Genomic DNA, 18542 nt, shown 5'->3' on the forward strand with positions numbered 1-18542 from the left:
GTGTGTTGTGCGCAAACATCACTTTACCAAGGGAGAAGCTCTTTTTCTATATCCGCTTTTTCCAATTCCTACACCCACGGAGATTTTACACTAACGGAATGCTTCGGAACGAAGATTCGCGGTCTATTGACAAGCGATGTCGAACGTGGGATAATTCTTTTTAACTGAATAGCACCTTTAATTTCAGTCCCGTGAGGCTGGCAAGGTGAACGATGAATATGAACGGTCTATCCGGAGCGTGCTGCGGCAGATAAATTCGGGTGAAGTATACCCGCATCCGGAGGCTGAGTTCTGTTCTTGTGCATATACCTTGCCTTATCGGCAAGGTTTTTTTCGTCTCACGACCGATTTCAAAAAGCTCAGGTGGAGGAGGTTGCCCTGCAGATGCAGCAGACCGAGCATGTGCTAATGGATGAGACCGCCATTCGGCGGGCGTTGACGCGGATCGCTCACGAGATTTTGGAAAGAAACAAAGGCTTCGAGAACTGCATGCTCATCGGGATTCGAACGCGCGGAATACACTTGGCTGCCAGAGTGGCTGAGCGAATTCGTGAAATCGAGGGCGTTCCCGTTCCCGTTGGCGAGGTCGACGTGACCAGGTACCGGGATGACCGGAGCAAAGCGGCGGGCGGCGGTGAGGATGCCGCGGCGGCGGAGTCGGTTCCGGATCAACTGGAGATTCGTAATAAAAAGCTGATTTTGTTTGATGATGTACTATATACGGGCCGGACCGTCAGAGCGGCGATGGATGCGCTGATGGATCTGGGCCGGCCGCAAATGATTCAGCTTGCGGTGCTGGTGGACCGCGGACACAGGGAGCTTCCGATTCGGCCGGACTATGTCGGCAAGAACATCCCCACCTCCCGGCTGGAGAACATCGATGTGGAGCTGAAGGAAGTGGATGGAATCGATCAAGTCGTAATTACGGGGCAGAGGGGGCCAAAAGAATGACACTGCAGGTACACACGCATAAGCATCTTCTCGGCACTAAGGGGCTAAGCGCTGCGGAGCTCACGTCCATTTTGGACCGGGCGGCCTACTGGGAGGAGTACCCGGTGAAGGTATCGAACCATCTGCAGGGACGCTTTGTAGCCAATATGTTTTTTGAGAACAGCACGAGAACGCGCTTCTCCTTTGAAGTAGCGGAAAAACGGCTTGGAGCCGAAGTGCTGAATTTCACGGCCGCCGTCTCCAGCGTGCAAAAAGGCGAGTCGATATACGATACGGTGCGGACCCTGGAGTCGATGGGGATCGACGCGGGCGTGATCCGGATGAAGCCGAACGGCCTTCTTGCCGAGCTGGCACAGAAAATTAAAGTGCCTCTGATCAATGCCGGCGACGGCAATAACGAGCATCCGACGCAGGCTCTGCTCGACCTGTACACGATACGCAAACATTTTGGCCACATCAGCGGGCTTCATGTAGCGATTATCGGAGACATTCGGCACAGCCGGGTGGCGCGCTCGAACCTGTGGGCGCTCCGGACGCTCGGGGCCAGAGTAAGCTTCTGCGCTCCTGCAGAAATGCAGGCCGCCGAATTGGCGGAATATGCGCCTTACACCACGATCGAGGAAGCGCTGAAGGCCGATGTTGTCATGATGCTCAGAGTACAGCTGGAGCGGCATGAAGGCTCTCTGTTCCGATCGGCTGAAGAATACCGCGCCGCTTACGGGCTGACTGTGGAGCGGGCGGCCAAGCTGGCGCCGCATGCGATCATCATGCACCCCGCTCCGGTGAATCGGAACGTAGAAATCGACGACGAACTGGTCGAATGCGATAAATCGAAAATCTTCACGCAAATGAGCCACGGCGTACCGATTCGGATGGCTGTGATCGAGCGTGCTTTAAGTTGAAAATACACGATGCGGAGGTACCGATGGGAATCTGGATTCTGAACGCTGCAGTATTGAATGGCGGCAATGAACTGGCGGCAAAGCATGTTCTTGTGGAAGGAAATCAAATTGAGCGCATCATAGAAGCAGGTACGGCGCCTGACACCTCAGGGCATACGGTCATCGACGCGCAAGGCAAGTTTCTCGCACCCGGGCTGATCGACATGCACGTGCATTTGCGTGAACCGGGCTTTGAGTATAAAGAAACGATTGCGACAGGAACGCGTTCGGCGGCGCGGGGCGGTTTTACGACCATTGCCTGCATGCCGAATACGCGGCCGGTGACCGACACGGTGGAAACTTTGAAATACGTGCTGAACAAGGCTGAAACCGAAGGGGTTGTGCGCGTACTGCCTTATGCCTGCATCACGAAAAATGAGCTGGGCCGCGAGCTGACGGATTTCGAAGCGCTGAAAGCGGCTGGCGCGATCGGCTTCACCGACGACGGGGTCGGGGTACAAAGCGCTCAGATGATGAAGGACGCCATGGCCAAAGCGGCTTCGATCGGAATGCCGATCATCGCGCATTGCGAGGACAACACCCTGGTGGAGGGAGCGGCCGTAAGCGAGGGAGCGTTCGCTCGCAAGCACGGGCTGAAGGGCATTCCGAACGAATCGGAAGCCATTCATGTGGGCCGCGATATTCTTCTGGCCGAAGCGACAGGGGTTCATTACCACGTATGCCATGTGAGCACGGAGCAATCCGTTCGCTTGATCCGTCAAGCCAAGCAGATCGGCATCAAAGTAACGGCGGAGGTTTGTCCGCACCATCTGCTGCTCTCCGACGAAGACATTCCGGACAGCATGGACGCCAATTGGAAGATGAATCCTCCGCTGCGTACGCCTCGTGACGTGCGGGCTTGTATCGAGGGCCTCGTGGACGGTACGATCGATATCGTGGTAACCGACCACGCTCCGCACAGCGAAGAAGAAAAGGCGCGCGGGATGCAGCTGGCGCCGTTCGGTATCGTCGGCTTTGAAACAGCCTTTCCGCTTCTTTATACGAAGTTCGTAGCGACAGGCGAATGGACGCTGCAGTTCCTGGTGGACAAGATGACCAGGCTTCCGGCGGAAGTGTTCGGACTGCCTTGGGGCATATTGGAGGCCGGCCGGACGGCGGACCTGACGCTGATCGATTTGGAGACGGAGAAGGAAGTGAACCCTGCGGAATTTGAAACCAAGGGCCGCAACACCCCGTTTACCGGCTGGAAGCTTAAGGGCTGGCCGGCGATGACCATGGTGGAAGGCAAAGTGGTATGGTCGGAGTGAGGTTTATGGGTTTACAAGTACTTACGAACACAGCAGAATGAAGGAGTTGACCAGACATGCAGGCTAGATTGTTGTTGGAAGACGGTACGCTGTTTACCGGTAAAGCATTCGGAAGCACCGGCGACTCGGTAGGCGAGGTCGTTTTTAATACAGGGATTACAGGATATCAAGAGGTTCTTTCCGATCCGTCCTATTGCGGACAGATCGTGACGATGACCTATCCGCTGATCGGCAACTACGGCATTACGCGGGACGATTTTGAATCGATTCGCCCGTATGTTCATGGATTTGTCGTCCGTGAGCATGAGACAGTGCCGAGCAACTGGAGAGCGGAATATACGATCGACAGCCTGCTTAAGGAATACGGCATTCCCGGAATCAGCGGCATCGATACGCGGATGCTGACCCGCCGTATCCGTCATCATGGCGCAATGAAGGGCATTTTGACGACATCCAACAAGCGTGTGGAAGAGCTGCTGGAGCAGTTGAAAGCTGCACCGTTGATGACCGATCAGGTATCCCGCGTATCCACCAAAAGCGTGTACAGCGCACCGGGGACGAAAGAACGTATCGTGCTTGTAGACTTCGGTTCGAAGAGCGGCATTCTGCGCGATCTGACCAAGCGCGGCTGCGATGTGGTCGTGGTGCCGCAGGACACGACAGCCGATCAAATCCGCCGCCTCGCGCCGGACGGCATTATGCTGTCCAACGGCCCCGGAAATCCGAAGGATGTACCGCATGCCGTCCAGATGATTTCCGAGCTGATCGGACAGTTTCCGATTTTCGGCATCTGTCTGGGTCATCAGCTCATTGCGCTGGCCAGCGGAGCCGACACCGAAAAGCTCAAGTTCGGGCATCGCGGCGGGAACCATCCGGTTAAGGATTTGAAGTCCGGCCGGTGCTACATTACTTCACAAAACCATGGATATACGGTAAAGGAAGATTCCATCAGCGGTACGGACCTGGAAGTGACGCATATCAACAACAACGACCGTACGATCGAAGGCCTGCGTCATAAAAAGCATCCGGTCTTCTCCGTGCAGTATCATCCGGAGGCGGCTCCCGGACCGTTTGACTCCAGCTATCTGTTCGACGATTTTCTGGACATGATCCGTGAACATAAGAAGAACCATCCGCCGGTACCGCGCCAGGCGCAAATTGCAGCGGCTTATCAGGCGGGCGGCGCCAAATCCGCTTCCGCATCGAAAGGAGAACTGCACTATGCCGAGAAATAATGACCTCAAGAAAATACTTGTGATCGGCTCCGGGCCGATCGTGATCGGACAAGCGGCCGAGTTCGACTATGCCGGTACGCAGGCCTGTCAGGCGCTGAAAGAAGAGGGCTATGAAGTTGTCCTTATCAACAGTAACCCGGCCACCATCATGACCGACACCAACATGGCCGACAAAGTATATATCGAACCCATTACGCTTGATTTTGTCACTCAAATCATTCGTCAGGAGCGGCCGGACGGCCTGCTGCCGACGCTGGGCGGCCAAACGGGCCTCAACATGGCTGTGGAGCTGGCGCGCGCAGGCGTGCTGGAGCGCGAGAACGTAAAGCTGCTCGGAACGCAGCTGACGGCCATCGAGAAGGCCGAGGACCGCGACTTGTTCCGTGATCTGATGCGCGAGCTGGAACAGCCGGTGCCGGACAGCACGATTGTTACGACCGTGGAGGAAGCCGTTGATTTCGCGAACGATATCGGCTATCCGATCATCGTACGTCCGGCCTACACGCTAGGCGGTACGGGCGGCGGAATTTGCGCGAGCGAGGAGGAACTCGTCGAGACGGTATCCTCCGGCATTCGCTACAGCCCGATCGGCCAATGTCTGATTGAGAAAAGCATCGCGGGCATGAAAGAAGTGGAGTATGAAGTCATGCGTGATGCGAACGACAACTGTATCGTCGTCTGCAACATGGAGAACTTCGACCCGGTAGGCGTACATACCGGCGACAGCATCGTCGTGGCGCCGAGCCAAACGCTCTCCGACCGCGAGTACCAAATGCTCCGCTCGGCATCGCTAAAAATCATCCGCGCCCTGAACATCGAAGGCGGATGCAACGTACAGTTTGCGCTTGACCCGCACAGCTATCAATACTATGTGATCGAAGTCAATCCCCGGGTTAGCCGCTCGTCGGCGCTTGCGTCAAAAGCGACCGGCTATCCGATTGCCAAAATGGCGGCCAAAATTGCCGTGGGGTACACGCTGGACGAAATCGTGAACCCGGTAACGGGACAAACCTATGCTTGCTTTGAGCCGACGCTCGACTATATCGTATCCAAAATCCCCCGCTGGCCGTTCGATAAGTTCACGTCGGCCAACCGGAAGCTCGGTACGCAGATGAAAGCTACGGGTGAGGTTATGGCGATTGGCCGGACGTTCGAAGAATCGATTCATAAAGCGATCCGTTCCCTGGAAATCGGCGTACACCGCCTTTATTTGAAGGAGACCGACAAGCTGGATAAAGAGGTGCTGGATCAGCGCCTGGCGAAGCCCGACGATGAGCGTATCTTCCTGATCGCGGAGGCGCTGCGCCGCGGCTACACCGTACAGCAGCTGCATGATCTTACGAAGGTGGACTGGTGGTTCCTGCACAAGCTGGAAGGCTTGATCCAATTCGAGGCCGAGCTGCTGCAGCCTGAGCTTTCGGAAGAGCTGCTGCGCGAAGCGAAGCGCAAAGGCTTTACGGACCGCGCGATCGCGGAGATCAGAAGCCAGGCGGACCAAGGACTGAATCTGACGAAGGAAGCGGACGTTCGCGCTTACCGTCTCGGCCTGAATATCAAGCCGGTATACAAGATGGTGGATACGTGCGCGGCCGAGTTCGAAGCGACGACACCTTACTACTACTCGACCTACGAAACGGAAGACGAAGTGAAAGAGACGACGAAGCAAAAGGTCGTCGTTCTGGGCTCCGGTCCGATCCGGATCGGCCAAGGCATCGAGTTCGACTACTCGACCGTGCATGCCGTATGGGCGATCCAGAAAGCAGGCTATGAAGCGGTCATCATTAACAACAATCCCGAAACCGTATCGACGGACTTTAATACCTCCGACCGTCTGTATTTCGAGCCGTTGTTCTTTGAAGACGTGATGAACGTGATCGAGCGCGAGCAGCCGATCGGCGTGATCGTTCAGTTCGGCGGTCAAACCGCGATTAACCTGGCGGCTCCGCTGGCCAAAGCCGGCGTGCGCATTCTGGGTACCGATCTGGAAAGCATTGATGCGGCGGAAGACCGCAAAAAGTTCGAGGCGCTTCTGCGCTCGCTGGAGATCGCGCAGCCTCCCGGCGGTACGGTAACCTCCGTAGACCAGGCGGTGGGCATGGCATCGAAATTCGGTTATCCGGTGCTCGTACGCCCGTCCTATGTGCTTGGCGGCCGTGCGATGGAAATCGTGTACTCCGACGAGGAGCTGCTGAGCTATATGGAATATGCGGTTAAAATCAATCCGGAGCATCCGGTTCTGATCGACCGGTACATGCTCGGCAAAGAAGTGGAAGTCGACGCGATCTGCGACAAAGAAACCGTACTGATTCCAGGCATCATGGAGCATGTCGAAAGAGCGGGCGTTCACTCGGGCGACTCGATTGCGGTATATCCTCCGCAGACGGTTTCCGAAGAGCTGAAGCAAAAAATTATCGAGATCACCACCAAGATTGCCAGAGGCTTAAACGTTGTCGGGCTTGTTAATATACAGTTCGTCATCTATCAAGGCGAAGTCTATGTGATCGAGGTTAACCCGCGTTCCTCGAGGACGGTGCCGTTCTTGAGCAAAGTAACGAATATTCCGATGGCCAACGTGGCGACTCGCGTCATCATGGGCGAGAAGCTGGCCGATATGGGCTATCAAACCGGATTGTGGCCGGAGGATGATTATGTATCGGTGAAGGTACCGGTGTTCTCCTTTGCCAAGCTGCGCCGCGTAGACACGACGCTAGGACCGGAGATGAAATCGACCGGTGAAGTGATGGGCCGTGACAAAACGTTCGCCAAAGCCCTGTATAAAGGCTTGATCGGCTCCGGCATGAAGGTTCCGCCGACCGGCGCGATTATTGCGACGATCGCCGATAAGGATAAAGAAGAAGCAACGGCCATCCTCCGCTCCTTCGAACGGCTCGGCTATCGGATTGTGGCTACGGGCGGAACCGCGAAGGCGCTTGAGGCGGCCGGGCTGAAGGTGACCCGTGTGAACAAGCTGAGCGAAGGCTCGCCGAACATTCTGGATCTGATTCGTAACGGGGAAGCGCACTTTGTGGTCAACACGCTGACCAAAGGCAAAACGCCGGAGCGCGACGGATTCCGTATCCGCCGCGAGGCGGTAGAGAACGGCGTGGTGTGTATGACGTCGCTTGATACGGTAAGCGCGCTGCTGCATGTGCTGGAGTCCATCTACTTCCAATCCACGGCTATGCCGGTGTCTCAAGCCTGACACCATCCGGAATTAGCACAGTGTCCCGCTGACTGCGGGGATGCTGTGCTAATCCCTTGATTGGGCTAAAAAACAGCTTCATTCTTGAACAGGAGGCGGGGAACATGGCGTTTGACAAGAATAAGGCAGAGCGAATCATGGTTGCGCTCGATTATGCCCATGCCCAACAGGCGGAAGCGCTGGTGAGCTCGCTTGCCGGCATTCCTTGCTATATGAAGGTGGGCATGCAGCTATTTTACAGCGCAGGCCCTTCCTTTGTCCAAAAGCTCAAGGATCAAGGCTACCATGTGTTTTTGGACCTCAAGATGCACGATATTCCAAATACGGTCAAGGGCGGCGCGGAAAGCATTACGAGGCTCGGTGTGGACATGTTCAACGTGCATGCGGCAGGCGGCAGGACCATGATGGAAGCGGCGTTGGAAGGGGTAGACAAAGGGCTTCAAGCGGGCAACAGACCCGCAGTAATCGCGGTGACTCAATTGACGAGCACAAGCCTTGCGGTGATGAATGAGGAGATCGGTATCGCAGGTACGGTGGAGGATGCCGTCCTGCGTTATGCCAAGCTGGCCCGGACGGCCGGCTTGAACGGAGTCGTGGCTTCCCCGTTGGAAGTGGTTCGGATCAAAGAGACATGCGGACCCGATTTTATGACCGTTACGCCCGGAATCCGTCCTGCAGGCGCGGATATCGGAGATCAGTCTCGTGTGATGACGCCTGCAGAGGCCTTTGCACAAGGAACGGATTTCATCGTTATCGGTCGCCCGATCACAGCGTCGCCGGACCCCAGAGGAGCGCTGGAAGCGATTCTGGCCTCCGTATAGGAAGAAGTCCGACCATATAAAGAACAAATGGAGAGGAATGATCTAAGCGTGCAACCCATTCGTACAAACCATGAGCTGGCAGAACGTATTGCTTCGGACCTGCTTGCGATCGGAGCCGTAGCGCTCCGTCCGAATCAGCCGTTCACCTGGACATCGGGACTGAAATCTCCGATCTATTGCGACAACCGCCTGACGATTTCTTACCCTGAAATTCGCGAGCGGATTGCAGAAGGATTCGTTTCGCTGATCCGCGACAACTTCCCGGATGTGGAAGTCATTGCAGGAGCGGCGACCGGAGGAATTCCTCACGCCGCTTGGGTGGCCCAGAAGCTGAATCTGCCGATGGTTTATGTCCGCGATAAGGCCAAGGGGCATGGCAAGGAAAATCTGATCGAAGGCTCCATTAAGCCGGGTCAAAAAACAGTCGTCATTGAGGATTTGATTTCCACGGGCGGCAGCTCGCTGAAAGTGGCGCTGGCCATGAACGACGCCGGGGCACAGGCGCTTGGCGTGCTTGGCATTTTCTCCTACCAATTCGACAAGGCAAAAGAAGCCTTCGAAGGTGCCGGCATTCCTTTTGAAACACTGACGAATTATACGACGCTGCTGGACGTTGCGCTGAAGGCGGGCAGCATCCGGGAGCAGGACCTGCAGGCGCTTAAAGCATGGCGGAGCAATCCTGCGGAATACGGGAAATAAGCATAAAACTCCAGGTGACCCAGCTGTTTTAAGCCCTTATTAGTGTAGTGGACATTGAAAAATACCTGGGCAGCGAGCTGACGTCGGTATATAACCGGCGTCAGCTTGTTTAGTATGTGCGCAGCATGGGCGTCATCTTTACGGTGTCAGGTATGGGGGGTTACCTCCAGGACAACAATCGATTTCTCACCCATGCCATGCAGAACAGCAGCCAGGGAACGATCACGAACATAGTCAAAACAGAAAGGGTTACGGACGTGGCTATCGCATGCGTCAATTCCTGAAAATTGGGTGCTACCCACATGCTCAACAAAACTAACAGAAAGCCTAACGGGAACACAATCGGTCGATAATCGGACAGGTTCATCCATTGGGAGGTGACAAGAACGGCCACATAAAAAAATACACAGATTTTCACAAACGCGCCCAACACCCAAATGGCCATGTACAGCGATTCCAAATGGGTGAGAAACTCGGCCAGGTCAATGTACCTCGCAAGGATCAGAAAGGGATAAGTAAAACTGCCTGTTAAATCCCCCAGAAGGAGCAGGGTCGACAGATTGGACACAACCAGTGTCAGTATGATTATTAAAAAGGTAATCGAGATGCTTGTTTTCGCCTTTCTTTGATCAGCTACATAAGGAAGAAAAAACGATACAGTGATCAATTCGGCAAACCAGGTTTGCAGGACGAAAGCCCCCTCGATCGAAGGCCTGATCCCTTCTCCCATGATCGGAAGCATGTTTGAAAAACGCAGATCAGGAATGATCGGAACAATGATGAGTAAAAAAAAGGCGATAAAAACGGGAAGCAAGAGCTCGGAAAACCTTCCCACAATTTCCACGCCTCCGCGTACGGTTATGGCACATACCAGAACCATGCTGCCCGACACTACGATGAGCGGGGTGTTGAGCAGGAATGCGCTGACCACGAATTCGCCGTATTCCCGTACGATAATTCCGTTGAGATACAAATAAAAGAACGAGAACAGGATCCCTATGATTTTTCCGAGGAACCGGGTGACGATGCGTTCGCTTGCTTGGCTAATATTTAGGCCGGGATACATGTTATGGAGCCGCAGCGCGACATAAACGGCAATCAACCCGCTAAAAGCCCATATCGGGGAAATCCACAGATCCTGTTTCGCAAATTTGTACGTAATCGTGGGGGCGGTGAGAATCGCGGTAGGGGTGGTGGCCAAATACATCATCATTCCCAATTGTAAGGGGGAAATTCTCGTTTTTTCGGGCATCCTTCTCATCCGCTCCTTTCCATAGTCCATTTCTCTACAACGTTTACCAGCGGTTTGTACATGGCGTCAATGCATTGTGTGGGCCCTGGCGTTTCCGGATAGAAAACGAGCAAACAAGCCAGAATTCCTCCCAAAACGGTTAGTGCGGCAAAGGCGGTTTTTTCTTTTTTCATTTGCCTTTTCATCCTTGGCCATTCATACAGGGTCATACAAACCAAAACCGCTCCGATTCCCAAGACCTTCACCCATTCCATTTTTTCTCACTCCTGTTTCGACTTGAAAATGTTTTTGCCTGTCATTCCCGGTCTGTATATTTTAGGCTCCGTCTCCAGCATGACTTTCAGATTTGGGTAGATGTCGTCCCAGCGATTCTTGTTTCGATTCCATTCTTTTGGATAATTGCGGTAAAAAGCATCGGCAAAACCGAATATGTCGGCTTTCATTTCTTTCTGCGCTTGTGTCAGGGCCATGTGCACACGATGCTCAATACCGGTCGCCAATTCGGTTTCCAGCTCTTTGATATACTTTGGATCGGCAAGATCCAGGCCCGTTGTATTTTCAATGATGTCGTCCTGGGTGTCAATTCGGACGGTGATGCTCCAGTCGTCCCCATGAATATGCGGAACCAATTCCGTATGGCTCCTCAGCAGTTGGAAGGAAACATAGCCTTTGGCGTTTTTCGGGGAAATGGTCGTGGTAGCCCTTTTTATTTCGTTTCTCAGCCACAAGATCCCCCGGGTTGTGCTGTCGTTCATACGCCCGACCATTTTCCCGTTTTTTAATATGCCCGTTCCATTCAGAAACGGGAACGCCTCCTGCATTCCTTGTTTCGGTTTGATTTCCACCAATGGAATGACGGCCGCCCTGGCTCTGCCGGCCATCATTTGCATCAGATCTTTCATCGTGATATTCAGTCCGATTCGCGACTCGGCCATTGACCGCAGCCCTTTGGCAATTGAGCGTTCAATAGGGGGGTCAAGCTGCAGCACATCTTTCGCCGACCCTTTGCTGATGAATACTTGTATGCGTTCCCTCGGAGAGGGGTGACGCGTAAAAAATTCCATCGGTTCGGCAAGTCCTTCTTTCGCCAATCTTTCCCCAATAATGAGCACCTCGGCCTGCCCCCAAAACACTTTGCGGGTGAGCACTTGCTGCAATTGGGCAACCGAAGCCGCCATGGTCAGTCCTTTCACCGATCGTACGATCGACAGTCCGGTCCCCCCGCTATCGGCGGAGAACCCTCCCATCTGTTGAGAAGATGAAGGTGACGTAAGATATATTTTGACAGACAGCTCCAATTGGCGATCTTCCGTCCAATCCAAACCGACAGCTGTAATGATCGCCAAATTGTTCACTTCCGTACGGTCCCAACAGCCGGAAAGCCATAGTGCATGAATAGAAAGGAAAAAGAGGACAAAAACGCTTTTTCGTTTTGTTGTACGCATGAAAATCCCCTTCCGATTATCCCTCTTCATCCCCTTTGGCTGGATTTGGCCGTTGCCCGGGGGGCTGCCGATATTCGTTCCATTCTCCGGTCAAGTGCTGGCGCGTGTTCATCATCCAACGCGGAGCCCGCCAAAGGACATCTTTTAAATCGCGACCTTTAAACGGAGCCAGAGGCGACAAATAAGGCACCCCAAAAGAACGAAGAGTGAGAAGATGATTCAAAATGACAATCACCCCCAGGATCACACCAAGGACTCCCAGGAACCCTGCAAGGAACATCATGGGGAAACGAAGCAGCCTGACGGCAATTCCAACGGTGAACCGGGGAGCCATAAATGAAGCGATCCCCGTGATGGCCACAACCATCACCATCGGAGCGGAGACGATTCCGGCTGCAATAGCCGCTTGACCGATGACAAGCGCCCCGACAATGCTGACGGCTGTACCGATCTGCTTGGGGAGTCTGGCGCCGGCCTCCCGCAGCGCTTCAAACATGGATTCCATCAGCAAGGCCTCCGCAATAGCGGGAAACGGTACTTGTTCACGCGATTTCACCATGGTTAACAGAAGGGAGGGCGGAATCATTTCCTGGTGAAACGTAATGACGGCGACGTAAATGGATGGCCCCAGCAAAGAGATGGAAAAAAACAAATAACGCAGCCAACGGATCGCCGTACCCACAACGTATCGCTCATAATAATCTTCAGGTGATTGCAGCATGGATAAAAACGTCACCGGAGCGACCAGCACACTGGGGGTTCCGTCGACCAAGACGGCGACATGCCCTTCCAGCAAGTAGGCGCTTGCCACATCAGGCCGTTCCGTCGAAAGAAGCTGAGGGAAAGGGGAATAAGGATTGTCTTCAATAAATTCCTCGATATACACGCTTGCCAACATGCCGTCGATCTCAATCCGCCGTAACCGGCTCATCATTTCCTCGACTAATGCGGGAGCTGCAATTCCCTCGATATAGGCAATGGCGATCGGCGTTACGGAATAGGTTCCGATGTTCATCGCTTTGATTTTCAAATTCGGACTTCTTACTTTCCGCCGCAGCAAAGTCGTATTGGTCCTTAGCGATTCGATGAATCCTTCTCTTGGTCCCCGTAAAACCGACTCGGCCGTAGGCTCTTCAATTGAACGTTTATCCCACTTGGACAATCCGACCGACAATCCTTGGCCTTCCCGATCCATGAGCAGGACGGGATTCCCGCCGGATATTTCTTCAATGGCATCAGCGACGGTTTTCACAGGTTTGATGGATGAGACGGCAATTTTCTTTCGAATGTTCGAAAGGGTATGCTCCAGAGGGAATTCCTGCTGGAGCGGCGCGAGTACATGCTGATCGACCTCTTCGACATGAGTAAGACCTTCGATGTAAATAAGCACGGCTTTGGTTTGATCGCCAATGAAAAAGTCGTGAAAAATGACGTCGGAACAATTCGCATAAATGCTCTGAAGCAGTTGAAGGTTTTCGTCCAGATGTTCGGAAAATCCGGTTTGGGTTTTCGGATCTTTGTCTTGCAATCCGGCATTTGCAGACTGTTGCCGATCAGAACGCAGCAGACGATTCAAGAACGTTTTTTTTTACCCATAACAATCCCCTCTCGTCGAAAAATTCAGTCTGGTGGTCAGCGGATAAAACCGCCAAGAGCGAAATACCACTGTTCTCATTCTTGTTTTTCCTAGTATGGTTGGTTCATGATCCAAATATGCAAATACTTGGTATTAACGCACATTTTTTTACCCGCGTTTATTATCGCTGTAGAGATTTTGGATTCCGGATCAAGCTTAAACTTATGACCTTTGATCGTCATAAAAATACACCCCTAGAAAGAATCGGAATAACCCGAAGGGGGGGTTCCAATGTCTATTCTAAGGGGTGCATTTCAGTGTTGATTAATTGGAGTTTTTTGCGGTGACCGTTATTTTTTGAGCAGAGCAAGGCGGTAAGCATATTCGAACAGGAATTCGAATGCTTCGAGATGCCGCTTCGCTTCGAAGGCGTTCGCTCCCCAGGCATAAATTCCGTGCTTACGCAGCAGGATACCGGGAATACGGGGGACAATCGCTCCTTTTACAAGCTTGGCAATGCTCGGAATGTCGGCGTAGTTGGGCAGAATCGGAATTTCGATTTGCGCTTCCTCTTCCCAAATGTTGAACGCCTTGATCAGTTCTACGCCGTCTACAGGTACGCTGCCGCGCTCTCCGTACAGCTCGGACACCAGGTTATTGAATACCGTATGTACATGAAAAATGGCGCCGCACCCGGTCGCACGGTAAATTTCACAGTGGATCAGCGTCTCCGCAGACGGCTTCAACCCGGTCGCTTCCATCGGCTTGCCGTTCTGGTCCACCAGCAAGTAATCGGAGGGGGTATGGACGGACTTGTCTTTTCCGCTGGAGGTGATTGCAAAAGCGAACTGATCCGGGGAGAACTCACCCGTGCGAATGGACAAATTGCCGCTTGTGCCCGGAAACCATCCCCGCTCGGCAAAAATCGTTTTGACTTCGCGAAGCTCGGCAAACGCCTGCTGCTTTTCTTCTAAACGAATGGCGTCGAAACTCAACGTGTTCTCATCTCCTCAAGCTGCTTAATGACATCGAAAAAATTTTCAAAGGGGTAATAATTCAAGTTCAGCTCCTTGCAGAGCTGCACCAAATGCGCGCGGGCAAAGACGATGTCCGCGAGCTTGGCCCCTTCAAAATCGGTGACGCTGTCTCCGATCAAAATGCGCTCGTATGACTCGGCAGGATATTGACGGATGATGGTCGTCTTGCACATGCCGCAGTCGTTTGCGCAATGCTCGTCGCAGGCATGCGGCCATTCGATCCGAATATGCGATCCGCTGAAGTCGCTGCCGTTGCAGTAAATGTTCTCCTGCGGGATCGGGAACTGCGACAGAACGGGGTAGACAAAAAAGTCGATTCCGCCGCTGGTCACCAGAAAATGCACGTCCTCGCGGCTGCAGTATTCAAGCAGCTCCCGAAATCCGGCGCGGATCGTTACGTTGCCTATGGCATAATCTACAACTTCCTGATGCATCGAAGTGGGGAGCAGGGCGAACATGCGCCCGACGCCTTCGCGAATCGATATCTTTTTGTGAATCACCTGATCCACGAGCGCGTCCCAGCCCGGAGGCTGAAAATGCTTCATGATCGCTACAATGTTGTCGTTCACCGTGATGGTTCCGTCGAAATCGCAAAAAATAATCCGATTTTTGCTCATTCCTTGATCCCCCAGGCGTCGATCGCCGCTTGCAGCTCCGCGTGCCCGTCAGCCGCATATTCGCGAAGCGGTCTGCCAGCCAGGCAGCCGGCGATGGCTTGACGGAAGGCGCGGCCTCCCGCCGCGGCGCCCATCGGATGCCCATGGACTCCGCCTCCGGCATTGACGACGACTTGATCGCCGAAATCCTTGAGGATCAGAGGCACGAGTCCGGGGTGAATGCCCGCAGACGGAACAGGAAAGCTCTGCGCCAGCGGGGCTTGTCCGTTTGCGGACAAGGCGTATGCCGATGCGTCTGTGGTCAGCAGCGCTTCTTTGATCGCCATATTCTCTTCCCGCGGCATCACGACCGAGCCGTAAGGGGAGGGGAACAAGACGAGATCCGCTCCTGCCAGCCGCATCAGCTTGCCGAGCAGAACGCTGGCCGCGATCCCGTGATATGGAGACGGGTAGAACGCTCCTGCCATAGCCGGGTGGGCCATAATCGGCACGCGGATATCCGGATGCCGGCTTAACTCGGCCAAGGCATCGAAGCCGTAAGCCAGTACGTTGAAGAGCAGCGCATTCGCCCCGGCATCGATGGCTTTACGGGCCTGCTCAATCAAACCGAAGGTCGGGCCTGTCAGATTGACGGCATACAGCAGCTTTTGCCCGGTTGCTTTCTGTGCTTCCGCCGCGGCCTGCATGCAGGCCTCCACACGCCGCTCGATCGGGGTTAGCGGGTTCTCGAACAGGATTTCGTCGTCCTTAATCAAATCGACGCCGCCTAAGGCCTGCTGCAGGAACTGCTCGCGCAGGGCCGGAAGATCGTGGCCGATGACCGATTTGAAAATGCTCATTAACAGCGGCCGGTCGTGAATACCGAGCAGGTCGCGGACGCCCTGAATACCGTATCTCGGCCCGGGAAAGGCGGATAAGAAAGCTTCGGAGAACGAGAGATCGATCAGCTTGATGCGGCCGTCCATCGACAGCTTGCCGAATACCGTGACGAGCAGGGCAGGGATGTCGCGGCTGAAATTGATATCGGGATAAGCGATTTGAATATCGGCGTATCTTTCGGATGCGGACTCTCCGGCCGCAGGCTCATGAACCTCCACGCGAACTACGCGGCCCAAATGCTTTTCCATTTCGGCCTTGCGCGCTTGCGGCAGGTCTGTCCAGCTTCCGACGGTTAATCCGACGGCGATGCCAGCCGCTTTCTTATGAAAATCGGCTTTTTCGTCGTAGCAGCGATAGGTCGCTACGCAATATGCGCCATGGGTTTCCACATTCATTGCATGACACCTACTTTACTTGGTTTGGGAAGTGACGGAGGCGCTGATCGCCGCACCCAGCTCACCGGCGCGTTCGGCGGCGCGGAGCACGGCCTTCGCGACCGCTTCCGGGAATCCGTGACGATCAAGCGTCTCCAGCGCGGCCTGAGTCGTCCCGTTAGGCGAAGTGACCTTCCGGCGCAAATCGGCAGGATCTTCCCCGGTGGCCTGTACCATACTGGCAGCGCCAAGGACCGTTTGAACGACAAGCCGCCGCGCTTCTTCAGGTTCAAGCCCTCCCTGAACGCCGCCCTGGATCATGGCTTCCATCATATAATAAATGTAAGCCGGTCCGCTCCCGGAAACACCGGTAATTGTGTCAAGCAGCGGCTCTTCCACAGTGGATACGATGCCGGCCGATTCAAACATTTGGACGGCAAGCTGACGGCCTGCCGGCGTGACATTCGGGGAAAAGCTCATTCCGGTCACCCCGAGGCCGATGGTGCTCGACGTATTCGGCATGGTTCTGACGATAGAGTAATCCGCTGCGTCGAGCAGTGTTTGCATGGTATCGATCGTCAGGCCGGCGATGACGGATACAAGCAGCTGCTCGGGCCTTATCAGATGCTTGATCTTGGACAGACCCTCAAGGGCATCTTTCGGTTTAAAGGCCAGAACGACGATATGCCCCGTTCGGATGGCGTCGTCTTTTTCCAATTCGTTGACGGAACTGCGGATGCCGTAACGCTCGCGGAGCTCTTCGAGCCGGGCGCGGTTAGAGCGGTTGATGACAAAAATATTTTCCCCGTGCACGCCGCCTTTGGTGATCAGTCCGCGAATGATCGCTTCGGCCATCGAGCCGGCTCCGATAAACGTGAATTTCATATGAGACAAGGATGAGGTCATCTGGGTTACTCCTTTACTGCGTGGAAAAAAGAGAGGCCAAAGGCATGCTCTTATCCACGGATTTGTCCGTTTCCGACAATGCGGAATTTGCTTGAGGTCAAGGCCGGCAAGCCCATTGGACCACGGGCATGCAGCTTCTGCGTGCTGATGCCGATCTCTGCGCCGAAGCCGAATTCAAAGCCATCGGTGAACCGGGTGGAGGCATTATGATAGACGGCGGCCGCATCCACTTCCGTGAGGAAGCGTTCCGCGTTGGCGGCATTCTCGGTGACGATACACTCCGAGTGCATCGTGCCGTGGCGGCGGATATGCTCCAGCGCTTCGTCAAGGCTGTCGACAACCCTCACATTGAGGATGTAATCATTATATTCGGTATCCCAGTCTTTATCGGAAGCGGCCGCGATGGACGGCACAAGCTTCCGTGCGGCCTCGTCGCCGCGCAGTTCCACCCGATGCTGTGTAAACTGTTCTCCAATGATTCCAAGATGACGCTCGGCGAATTTGCGGTGCACCAGCAGCGTCTCCATCGCGTTGCAAACCGAAGGACGCTGAACCTTGGCATTGATGGCGATCTGAAGAGCCATATCCGGCTGCGCGCTTTCGTCAATGAAGGTGTGACAGATGCCGGCTCCGGTTTCGATGACCGGTACAGTGGCGTTTTTCACTACATTTTGAATCAGCGAGGCCCCGCCCCGTGGAATCAGCACATCGAGCAGACCGTTGAGCTTCAGCATTTCGTCGACGGAAGAACGGCTTGGATCCATGATCAGCTGCAGCGCATCCGTAGGGACATCCGTTTGGGCCAGCGCGGCGTGAAGAACCTCCACTATACGTTTGTTAGAGTAAAGGGCGGATGAGCCGCCGCGCAGCACAACCGCGTTACCGGTTTTCAGGCACAAGCCCGCGGCGTCGACCGTAACGTTAGGACGGGCTTCATAGATCATCCCGATGACGCCGATCGGCACCCGCACCTTGCGGATCTTCAAGCCGTTCGGACGTTCGAACTCCTCCAGCGTATCGCCAATCGGGTCGGGCAGCGCTACGACCTGCCGCAAGCCTTCGGCCATGGCTTCGATGCGCTGGACGTTCAGCGCCAGCCTGTCGAGAAGGGACGTGGTGATACCGCTCTCCCTTCCGCGATGCAAATCTTCCGCATTGGCGGCAATGATCGAATCGGCTTCCTGCACCAGGGCATCCGCCATGCGCAGCAAGGCGTTATTTTTTTGCTCCGTTGTCAACAGATTCAGCTTCGGCGCGGCTTGCTTTGCAAGCCTGGCCTTCTCGACCACTTCGCTGGGAGCTAAAGTTTGATCCATGTTCGTCACGATGACCATCTCCT

16 protein-coding genes are annotated in these 18542 nt (G+C 54.5%); 7 read left to right on the top strand and 9 right to left on the bottom strand.

From position 1 onward, the window contains the following. The first annotated feature begins 384 nt into the window (after positions 1 to 384). The 7 genes from pyrR to pyrE all read left to right on the top strand — a co-directional run bounded on the left by pyrR (position 385) and on the right by pyrE (position 9117). Positions 385 to 951, top strand: coding sequence for a bifunctional pyr operon transcriptional regulator/uracil phosphoribosyltransferase PyrR (gene pyrR / locus BLT35_RS21105; RefSeq protein ID WP_054818103.1), 567 nt, complete (start codon positions 385 to 387; stop codon positions 949 to 951). Continuing rightward, on the top strand, positions 948 to 1853 hold the full coding sequence (locus tag BLT35_RS21110; protein WP_074729668.1) for an aspartate carbamoyltransferase catalytic subunit: 906 nt from the start codon (positions 948 to 950) through the stop codon (positions 1851 to 1853). Before pyrR ends, BLT35_RS21110 begins: the two co-directional genes overlap by 4 nt. A 23-nt stretch (positions 1854 to 1876) precedes the next feature. Beyond that, positions 1877 to 3160 (top strand): dihydroorotase, encoded by a 1284-nt coding sequence (gene pyrC / locus BLT35_RS21115; protein WP_074729669.1) that lies wholly within the window; start codon positions 1877 to 1879, stop codon positions 3158 to 3160. 56 nt (positions 3161 to 3216) lie between these two features. Beyond that, positions 3217 to 4395 (top strand): carbamoyl phosphate synthase small subunit, encoded by a 1179-nt coding sequence (locus BLT35_RS21120; protein ID WP_074729670.1) that lies wholly within the window; start codon positions 3217 to 3219, stop codon positions 4393 to 4395. Next, positions 4382 to 7597 (top strand): carbamoyl-phosphate synthase large subunit, encoded by a 3216-nt coding sequence (gene carB, locus BLT35_RS21125; protein WP_074729671.1) that lies wholly within the window; start codon positions 4382 to 4384, stop codon positions 7595 to 7597. The genes BLT35_RS21120 and carB overlap by 14 nt, the downstream gene beginning before the upstream one ends. Before the next feature lie 104 nt (positions 7598 to 7701). Continuing rightward, the gene (gene pyrF / locus BLT35_RS21130; RefSeq protein ID WP_054818084.1) at positions 7702 to 8418 is read left to right on the top strand and encodes an orotidine-5'-phosphate decarboxylase; all 717 of its coding nucleotides are present in this window, start codon (positions 7702 to 7704) and stop codon (positions 8416 to 8418) included. Positions 8419 to 8475: 57 nt separating this feature from the next. Beyond that, positions 8476 to 9117, top strand: a complete 642-nt coding sequence (gene pyrE, locus BLT35_RS21135; RefSeq protein WP_269465279.1) for an orotate phosphoribosyltransferase — start codon at positions 8476 to 8478, stop codon at positions 9115 to 9117. Between the two features lie 160 nt (positions 9118 to 9277). On the opposite strand, the gene BLT35_RS21140 is transcribed toward pyrE, so the two are convergent. The 9 genes from BLT35_RS21140 to BLT35_RS21180 all read right to left on the bottom strand — a co-directional run bounded on the left by BLT35_RS21140 (position 9278) and on the right by BLT35_RS21180 (position 18519). Beyond that, positions 9278 to 10369: a GerAB/ArcD/ProY family transporter gene (locus tag BLT35_RS21140; RefSeq protein WP_074729672.1), complete on the bottom strand. Its 1092-nt coding sequence runs from the start codon at positions 10367 to 10369 to the stop codon at positions 9278 to 9280. A gap of 5 nt (positions 10370 to 10374) precedes the next feature. After that, entirely contained in the window at positions 10375 to 10623 is a 249-nt protein-coding gene (locus tag BLT35_RS21145; RefSeq protein ID WP_074729673.1) for a hypothetical protein, read from the bottom strand. 6 nt (positions 10624 to 10629) lie between these two features. Beyond that, positions 10630 to 11814, bottom strand: a complete 1185-nt coding sequence (locus BLT35_RS21150) for a Ger(x)C family spore germination protein (RefSeq protein WP_074729674.1) — start codon at positions 11812 to 11814, stop codon at positions 10630 to 10632. 16 nt (positions 11815 to 11830) lie between these two features. Next, the gene (locus BLT35_RS21155; protein WP_373864977.1) at positions 11831 to 13381 is read right to left on the bottom strand and encodes a spore germination protein; all 1551 of its coding nucleotides are present in this window, start codon (positions 13379 to 13381) and stop codon (positions 11831 to 11833) included. 359 nt (positions 13382 to 13740) lie between these two features. Further along, positions 13741 to 14385 (bottom strand): methylthioribulose 1-phosphate dehydratase, encoded by a 645-nt coding sequence (gene mtnB, locus BLT35_RS21160; protein WP_074729675.1) that lies wholly within the window; start codon positions 14383 to 14385, stop codon positions 13741 to 13743. After that, positions 14382 to 15044, bottom strand: a complete 663-nt coding sequence (locus tag BLT35_RS21165) for a 2-hydroxy-3-keto-5-methylthiopentenyl-1-phosphate phosphatase (protein WP_062407705.1) — start codon at positions 15042 to 15044, stop codon at positions 14382 to 14384. Before BLT35_RS21165 ends, mtnB begins: the two co-directional genes overlap by 4 nt. Next, positions 15041 to 16318 carry a 2,3-diketo-5-methylthiopentyl-1-phosphate enolase gene (locus tag BLT35_RS21170; RefSeq protein ID WP_062407706.1) on the bottom strand — a complete coding sequence of 426 codons (1278 nt, stop codon included), beginning with the start codon at positions 16316 to 16318 and terminating at the stop codon, positions 15041 to 15043. Before BLT35_RS21170 ends, BLT35_RS21165 begins: the two co-directional genes overlap by 4 nt. A 15-nt stretch (positions 16319 to 16333) precedes the next feature. Further along, positions 16334 to 17203, bottom strand: coding sequence for a pyrroline-5-carboxylate reductase (proC, locus tag BLT35_RS21175; protein ID WP_062407707.1), 870 nt, complete (start codon positions 17201 to 17203; stop codon positions 16334 to 16336). Between the two features lie 50 nt (positions 17204 to 17253). Then, on the bottom strand, positions 17254 to 18519 hold the full coding sequence (locus tag BLT35_RS21180) for a glutamate-5-semialdehyde dehydrogenase (protein ID WP_171005936.1): 1266 nt from the start codon (positions 18517 to 18519) through the stop codon (positions 17254 to 17256). Positions 18520 to 18542 lie beyond the last annotated feature (23 nt).

It is taken from the genome of Paenibacillus naphthalenovorans, assembly GCF_900099895.1.
Classification (GTDB): Bacteria; Bacillota; Bacilli; order Paenibacillales; family NBRC-103111; genus Paenibacillus_G; species Paenibacillus_G naphthalenovorans.

Excerpts from the sequence above, each read along its gene's own strand:
- pyrR (WP_054818103.1), top strand. The coding sequence starts at position 385 with ATGCAGCAGACCGAGCATGTGCTAATGGATGAGACCGCCATTCGGCGG.
- BLT35_RS21110 (WP_074729668.1), top strand. The coding sequence starts at position 948 with ATGACACTGCAGGTACACACGCATAAGCATCTTCTCGGCACTAAGGGG.
- pyrC (WP_074729669.1), top strand. The coding sequence starts at position 1,877 with ATGGGAATCTGGATTCTGAACGCTGCAGTATTGAATGGCGGCAATGAA.
- BLT35_RS21120 (WP_074729670.1), top strand. The coding sequence starts at position 3,217 with ATGCAGGCTAGATTGTTGTTGGAAGACGGTACGCTGTTTACCGGTAAA.
- carB (WP_074729671.1), top strand. The coding sequence starts at position 4,382 with ATGCCGAGAAATAATGACCTCAAGAAAATACTTGTGATCGGCTCCGGG.
- pyrF (WP_054818084.1), top strand. The coding sequence starts at position 7,702 with ATGGCGTTTGACAAGAATAAGGCAGAGCGAATCATGGTTGCGCTCGAT.
- BLT35_RS21140 (WP_074729672.1), bottom strand. The coding sequence starts at position 10,369 with ATGCCCGAAAAAACGAGAATTTCCCCCTTACAATTGGGAATGATGATG.
- BLT35_RS21145 (WP_074729673.1), bottom strand. The coding sequence starts at position 10,623 with ATGGAATGGGTGAAGGTCTTGGGAATCGGAGCGGTTTTGGTTTGTATG.
- BLT35_RS21150 (WP_074729674.1), bottom strand. The coding sequence starts at position 11,814 with ATGCGTACAACAAAACGAAAAAGCGTTTTTGTCCTCTTTTTCCTTTCT.
- BLT35_RS21165 (WP_062407705.1), bottom strand. The coding sequence starts at position 15,044 with ATGAGCAAAAATCGGATTATTTTTTGCGATTTCGACGGAACCATCACG.
- BLT35_RS21170 (WP_062407706.1), bottom strand. The coding sequence starts at position 16,318 with ATGAATGTGGAAACCCATGGCGCATATTGCGTAGCGACCTATCGCTGC.
- proC (WP_062407707.1), bottom strand. The coding sequence starts at position 17,203 with ATGACCTCATCCTTGTCTCATATGAAATTCACGTTTATCGGAGCCGGC.
- BLT35_RS21180 (WP_171005936.1), bottom strand. The coding sequence starts at position 18,519 with ATGGATCAAACTTTAGCTCCCAGCGAAGTGGTCGAGAAGGCCAGGCTT.